Annotated in this window: 4 protein-coding genes; all 4 read left to right on the top strand. The window is 57.8% G+C overall.

Annotated elements, in window-relative coordinates:
- The gene (locus AB5Y68_RS11785) at window positions 1-1332 is read left to right on the top strand and encodes a TolC family outer membrane protein (RefSeq protein WP_010675164.1); all 1332 of its coding nucleotides are present in this window, start codon (window positions 1-3) and stop codon (window positions 1330-1332) included.
- Between the two features lie 99 nt (window positions 1333-1431).
- The gene (locus tag AB5Y68_RS11790) at window positions 1432-2190 is read left to right on the top strand and encodes a transglutaminase-like cysteine peptidase (RefSeq protein ID WP_232092761.1); all 759 of its coding nucleotides are present in this window, start codon (window positions 1432-1434) and stop codon (window positions 2188-2190) included.
- A gap of 3 nt (window positions 2191-2193) precedes the next feature.
- Window positions 2194-4119, top strand: a complete 1926-nt coding sequence (locus AB5Y68_RS11795) for an EAL domain-containing protein (RefSeq protein ID WP_039040367.1) — start codon at window positions 2194-2196, stop codon at window positions 4117-4119.
- A gap of 267 nt (window positions 4120-4386) precedes the next feature.
- On the top strand, window positions 4387-6398 hold a 2012-nt coding region (locus tag AB5Y68_RS11800; RefSeq protein ID WP_368207171.1), incomplete at its 3' end, for a retention module-containing protein.

Raw genomic sequence — 6398 nt, forward strand, 5'->3', positions numbered from 1 at the left:
ATGAAGAAGACGATTGTTGCCATGCTGGTTAGTGGCACCATACTGTTCCCGGGCCTGAGCCAGGCACAGACGCTGGAACAGTCAGTGGCGCAGTCACTGGCTACCCATCCGAAAATCAAGGAAGCTTTTGATCTCTATCAGGCACGACTGTATCAGCATGATGGAGCCAAGGGCGGCTATTACCCCACCATCGATCTGCGTGGTGGCGTCGGTTACGAGAAGACTGACAGTCCCTCGACCCGTGCCGCAGGTCCGAATTCACAGACGATCGATGACTCCATGACGCGCAAGGAGGCCGGGATCAGCCTTCGCCAGATGCTGTTTGACGGCTTTGATGTCAGCAGCAACGTGGCACGGACCGATGCCGCCGCCCAGGCCCAACGCCTGGCGATGATCTCCGAGGCGGAGAACACGGCCCTGCGCGTGGCCGAGGTCTATCTCAACATGCTGCGTCAGCAGGAGATCCTGGAGCTGTCCAAGCAGAACCTTGAAACCCACGAGCAGATCCGCAGTGACATCCAGAAACGGACCGACTCCGGTCTAGGGTCGACCGCTGACCAGACCCAGATCGACGGTCGTGTGGCTCGGGCGTACTCCAACCAGGCGGCGGCGGAGAACAACTATCGGGATGCCGAGAGCGAGTTCATCCGTGTCGTCAATGAAGTGCCCAAGGATCTCGTTCAGCCCGTACCGAACACCCAACTCCTGCCCGCAACACTGGAAGATGCTCTGAAGACGGCAACAGAGGTTCACCCGACCCTGCTGTCATCCCTGCAGGACATCGAAGAGGCGAAGTACCAGCATGAAGGCTCCAAGTCCGGGTTCTACCCGAACGTAGCCTTTGAAGTGGATCAGAACTGGAACGAGGACATCGATGCGGTCAAAGGCCGTAACGACGATCTCACCGCCATGGTCCGGATGCGTTACAACCTGTTCCGCGGTGGGTCCGATCTGGCAGAAAGCAAGGCAACCTCAGCGCTCTATTCCCAGGCCAAAGACATTCACATGAATGCCTTCCGTCAGGTGGAAGAGGGGACCCGCCTCGCCTGGAACGCCAAAGAGTCGCTGGCCAAGCAAAAAGTCTTCCTCAAAGAGCACGTGGACGCCAGCTATGACACCGTACAGGCGTACAAGAAGCAATTCGGCCTGGGCCAACGGACCTTGCTGGACGTGCTGAACACGGAGAACGAACTGTTCGAGGCTCGCCGCAGCTACATCACGGCCGAGTACGACTCCCTGTTGGCGGATTATCGTATCCTCAATGCCACCGGTGGTCTGCTCAATGCCCTGAATGTGCAGCAACCGGCTGAATGGCAGGCCAACAACAACTGATGGCCCTGCCACTGATGTCATATCAGGCAAGGGGAATGGCTGCAGCGTGCTGCAGTCATTCTTTTATGCGTCCGGCGCTCAGGGGATGATGGCGGCGTCATGACACAGAAAGAAGTGGCATCGACAGGCTGGAGCCGACGTGATGGGTATCGAGCTGTCGCAGGTGCACGTGCGCCCTGGCGGGTTCGCCTGCTGTGGCTGGCCCTGCTGGCGATCCCCCTGCTGCTCAGCGCCAGCCAGCCTCTATCACCGGAGGATATGAAACTGGTCAAGCGCGCGGAGGAGACCTATGGCCCCAGGGCCGGCAAACGGGTCACCAACTGGCGCACTTTGGCAATGCAGAACAAGGCGGCGGGGCTGACGGATCGGCAGAAGCTGGAGAAGGTGAACCAGTTCTTCAACCAGATGCGTTTCATCGATGACATCAAGTTGTGGCACAAGAAGGATTATTGGGCGACACCGCTGGAATTTCTGGGCGCAGCGGGAGGAGATTGTGAAGACTTCAGCATTTCCAAGTATTTTACCTTGCTGGAACTTGGCATCCCTGATGAAAAAATGCGAATGGTATATGTCAAGGCATTGGATTATAACCAGTTTCATATGGTCGTTGCCTACTATGAGACGCCTGCGGCAGTACCCCTGATTCTGGACAATCTTGTCGGATCAATTCGCCCGGCGACCCAACGGGCGGATTTGTTGCCAATTTACAGTTTTAACGGTAGTCACTTGTGGCTGATGAAGGCGCGTGGTCAAGGGGAACTGGCCGGGCAATCATCCCGCTTGGGATTATGGACAGACTTACGCAATCGCATGACATCGGGGCGATTGGCTCGGCCTGCGGTCAATTTGGATGATTAACCTATGACGCTCTACAAACAACTATTGGCAACCATGCTGCTGCTGTTCGGATTGCTGTTTGCCGCCACCTATTGGGTGCAATTCAATTCGACCCGCAACTACCTGGCGCAGCAGCAGGAGACCACCGTCATCAATACGTCCACCGCACTGGGTCTGGCGCTGACCCCCTATCTGGAGAACGGCGACAAGGTCAGTGCCGAATCCGTGATCAAGGCGGTGTTCGACGGGGGTTACTACAAGCTGGTCCGTCTCGATCTGCTGGCCTCCAAGGATGTCATCGAGCTGGAGAACAGCAGCCATATCGAAGGGGTCCCACAGTGGTTCATTGGGCTGGATCTGTTCCCTGAAGTGGCCAATGAATCGATTTTGACGTCGGGTTGGCTGCAACTGGGCAAGCTGAAGGTCGTCGGCCACCCTGGACAAGCCTACTACGAGCTTTGGAAAGGAATGAGCGAACTGGCCACCTGGTTCCTGGTTGGCTTTCTCGTCACCACTCTCTTGCTGATGCGGGCGCTCAATTATCTGCTCAAACCGCTCAAGCTGATTTGCGATCAGGCGGTTGAAATCGAGCTGCACCATTTCGGCCACGCCATTCCCGAGCCCAAGACCCGCGAGCTGCGGCAAGTGGTACAGGCCATCAATACCCTTTCCAGCAAGCTTGCCGTGCAGTTCAAAGAGCAGGCCGACGAGGCCGAGAACCTGCGAGCCCGCGTCTATGTGGATGCCGTCTCCGGGCTTGGCAACCGCTCTTACTTCGTCGGGCAGGTCAATGCCTGGATTGCGGAGGCCGGGCAGGGCGGGGTCATGCTGGTGGCCGTCGACATGCTGGACGATCTCTATCGGGAAGAGGGCTTTGCTGCAAGGGACAACATGGTCAAGTCCATTGCACAGGTGCTCAGGGAACTGCTGGATGGCTGGGATGGCGCGGCACTGGCCCGGATCTCGGCGACGGAGTATGCCTTGCTCTGCCCCACCGATGATCTCTCTCAGCTCAAGGAGCTGGCGGAGCTCATCAACAGCCGTGTCGCCGATCTGGTTGTCAATCCCATGGGGGAAAGCGGTGCGCTGTCCGTCGTCGGCATCGCCGGCCGTGATGGCAATGACGATCTCTCGGCCCTGCTGACGAAGGCGGATAACGCCCTTGGCAAAGCGCGCAATGAGCGGCGCGGTGCCGTCGTGATGGAAGGCGGCAATGAGCAGGGACTGATGGGACGCCTTGCCTGGCGAGACCTGGTGCAGGATGCCATTGTCAGACATCTCTGGCGCTTCAAGGCACAGCCTGCATGCCGCTTCGATGATGGTACCCGCCTGCATGCCGAGTTGTTCGCGGCCATCTCGCGAGATGGAACGGATTACTTCGCAGGGCAGTTCTTGCCTGCGATCGAGCAGTTCAAGATGGGGGCCGAGTTTGACAAGGCGGTGCTGGAAGCCTGCGTCCCCTTGTTCAAGCAGCAACCGGAATTGGTGTTGGCAGTCAATATCACGGCGGGTTCTCTCTGTTCGGATGAGTTCCTGACATGGCTCAGAGGCTATCTGTCGCTGAACGTGGAGCTGAAGGAGCGACTGCTGTTCGAGATCCCGGAAGCGGCCATCATGAAACACAAAGAGTATGTGACTCATCTGGTTGAGCTGTTGCGAGAGCACGGCTTCTTGTGGGGGGTCGATCACTATGGCCGGCACTTCCAGTCCCTCGGCTATCTGGAAGAGCTGACCCCCGCTTATGTCAAGGTGGACCACGGGTATACCAGCCAGGTCATGGAACCAGGCGCCGATACCTCCTTCCTGGCGGCTGTCTGTCGGGCTGCCCACAACGCGGGTGTCACGACCATCGCCACCCGGGTGGAAGATAAACGGCAGGTTGAATTGTTGTCCAGTTTGCATATCGATGGTTATCAGGGGTTCGTTCACCCAGCATTTCCACTGGCATAAGCGGTACAACTCGATAGAAAGGGGCCCATTAAGGGCCCTTTTTTATATCTGTTTAGAATATGTACATCATTTTTACGCGACATATAGGTAATATCACTAAAACTCGCGCTGTTACTTATTTGATTTTTATATGTAAAAAATATTCGTTCGATTCGCTGCATCGGATGAAGTCAAAGAGACTCAACCCTGTACATTTTTGCAACGGAAGCAGGACGGGGGCGTATCTAGAGTGTAGGCATCAAGATCTGTCACCCTGGAGCAATGGATATGCGCACCCAAATCATCGACAAAACCGTGGTCGTCTCTTCCGTAGAAGGCAACGTTCAGATCCTGCTTGCCGATGGCAGCAGTCGTCCTCTCCAGCCTGGCGAGATACTGCAGCCTGGCGCCAGACTCAATATCGCTGATGATGCTAAATTGATGCTGGCTCCCTACGATGACAAACCTGCAGCGGACAATGGTGTTCCGGCAGGAACAGAGATGCCTCCAGAGGGGCAATCTTCCTCATCGGTTGCCAATCATCAGCAAGGCTCGCCTGAAGTGTCGCCAGAAATTGCGGCGTTGCAACAATCCATCCTGCAAGGGGTTGACCCGACCAAGAACTTCGAAGCCTCTGCTGCCGGTGGGGCACCTGCCGCCGGTGGTGGTGGCGGTATCGGCGGGGTCGCTGGGGCCAGTGGCAATGGTGGTTTTGTTGTCATAGACCGCATCGGAGATGCGACCATAGCCGAGGCCGGATTCGATACCGGCTATGACACGTTGATCGATCAGAATGTGCTGCAGGAAGACGATCTTCTGCCCGAGAATCAGCTCGATGATCAGGATGAGTCTGCTGTTACCCAGGAAGATCAGGCCATCAGTGGCAATGTGCTCGACAACAGCAACAATCCGGATGGTCCCCTTGATACGTCTGTCATTTCCTATAGCTGGGGCAGCAATCAGGGAATTGCCGCCGGCGTTGAGAGCACGCTGGATGGGATTGGTACGCTGATCATCAATGCCGACGGCTCCTATACCTTTACCCCTGCGCTGAACTACACAGGCCCTGTACCTGCGGTCAATTACACCGTAACGGATGGGGATGATACCAACGACTCCACTCTGACCATCACCATCACCCCTGTAGATGAGCCTGTCTCGCTGAATGGATTGCAGGTCGAGGGTGGTGAGCTTGTCCTTGATGAAGCCGCATTGCCGGATGGCTCAGCCCCCGATGGCGCCGCCTTGACCAAGAGCAGTACCTTTACATTCAATGCGGCAGATGGAGTACAAAGCCTGACGCTGGGAGGTGTGACGCTGATCAGCAATGGCCAGGTCTTGACCACCTTCCCCCAGGGGATCCCCAGTCCTTTGGGAAATCAACTGCTGGTGACCGGCGTCAGCTACAACCCGGTGACAGGGGTTGGCAGCGTGACCTACAGCTACACCCTGAACGATAACGAAACACATAACAAACCTGCAAATGATGGGGCTCTGACGGAGAGCTTCAACGTTGTGTTGACGGACTTCGATGGCGACACGACCAGTGCAGGGCTGGATGTCGTGGTGCTGGATGACGTGCCGACGGCGGTGAGCGACGTCAACCCGACGGCGGCGAGCGAGAACAACCTGGTCCTCAATGGCAACGTCATCACCAACGACGTGCAGGGGGCGGATGGTGCGGCGGTGACCGCGGGCACCCTGAGCGGGACCTACGGCAGCCTGGTGCTCAATGCCAACGGCACCTACACCTACACCCTCAACCCGAACGACGGTGACTTCAAGGCGCTGACCGGGGGCGGGGTGGGCAGCGAAGTGTTCACCTACACCCTGACGGATGCGGACGGAGACGTGAGCACGGCGACCCTGACCCTGACCATCAAGAACGACGATGACGGGGTGACCATCACCAACCTGACGCCCAAGGGCGAGGGCGGGGATGTGAAGGTGTACGAAGACGACCTGCTGGCGACCCGCGGCGAGAACGAGTCGGCGGGGTCGGACAGCAGCAAGGAGTCGACCACGGTGACGGGGGACTTCACCATCAGCGCGCCGGACGGGGTGAAGACCCTGAGCGTGGGTGGCATCAACATCGTGGTGAACGGGGTGGTGGCGGGCTTCCCGCTGAGCGGGGTGACCACGCCGCTGGGCAACACCCTGACCATCACCGGGTACAACCCGGCGACCGGGCTGGTGAGCTACAGCTACACCCTGAACGACAACGAGGCGCACCCGACGGCGAACGGCAACAACAGCCTGTTCGAAGACTTCGCGGTGAGCCTGGTGGACAGCGACGGGGA

Source organism: Aeromonas sp. R6-1 (assembly GCF_040908165.1).
Lineage (GTDB): Bacteria > Pseudomonadota > Gammaproteobacteria > Enterobacterales > Aeromonadaceae > Aeromonas > Aeromonas caviae.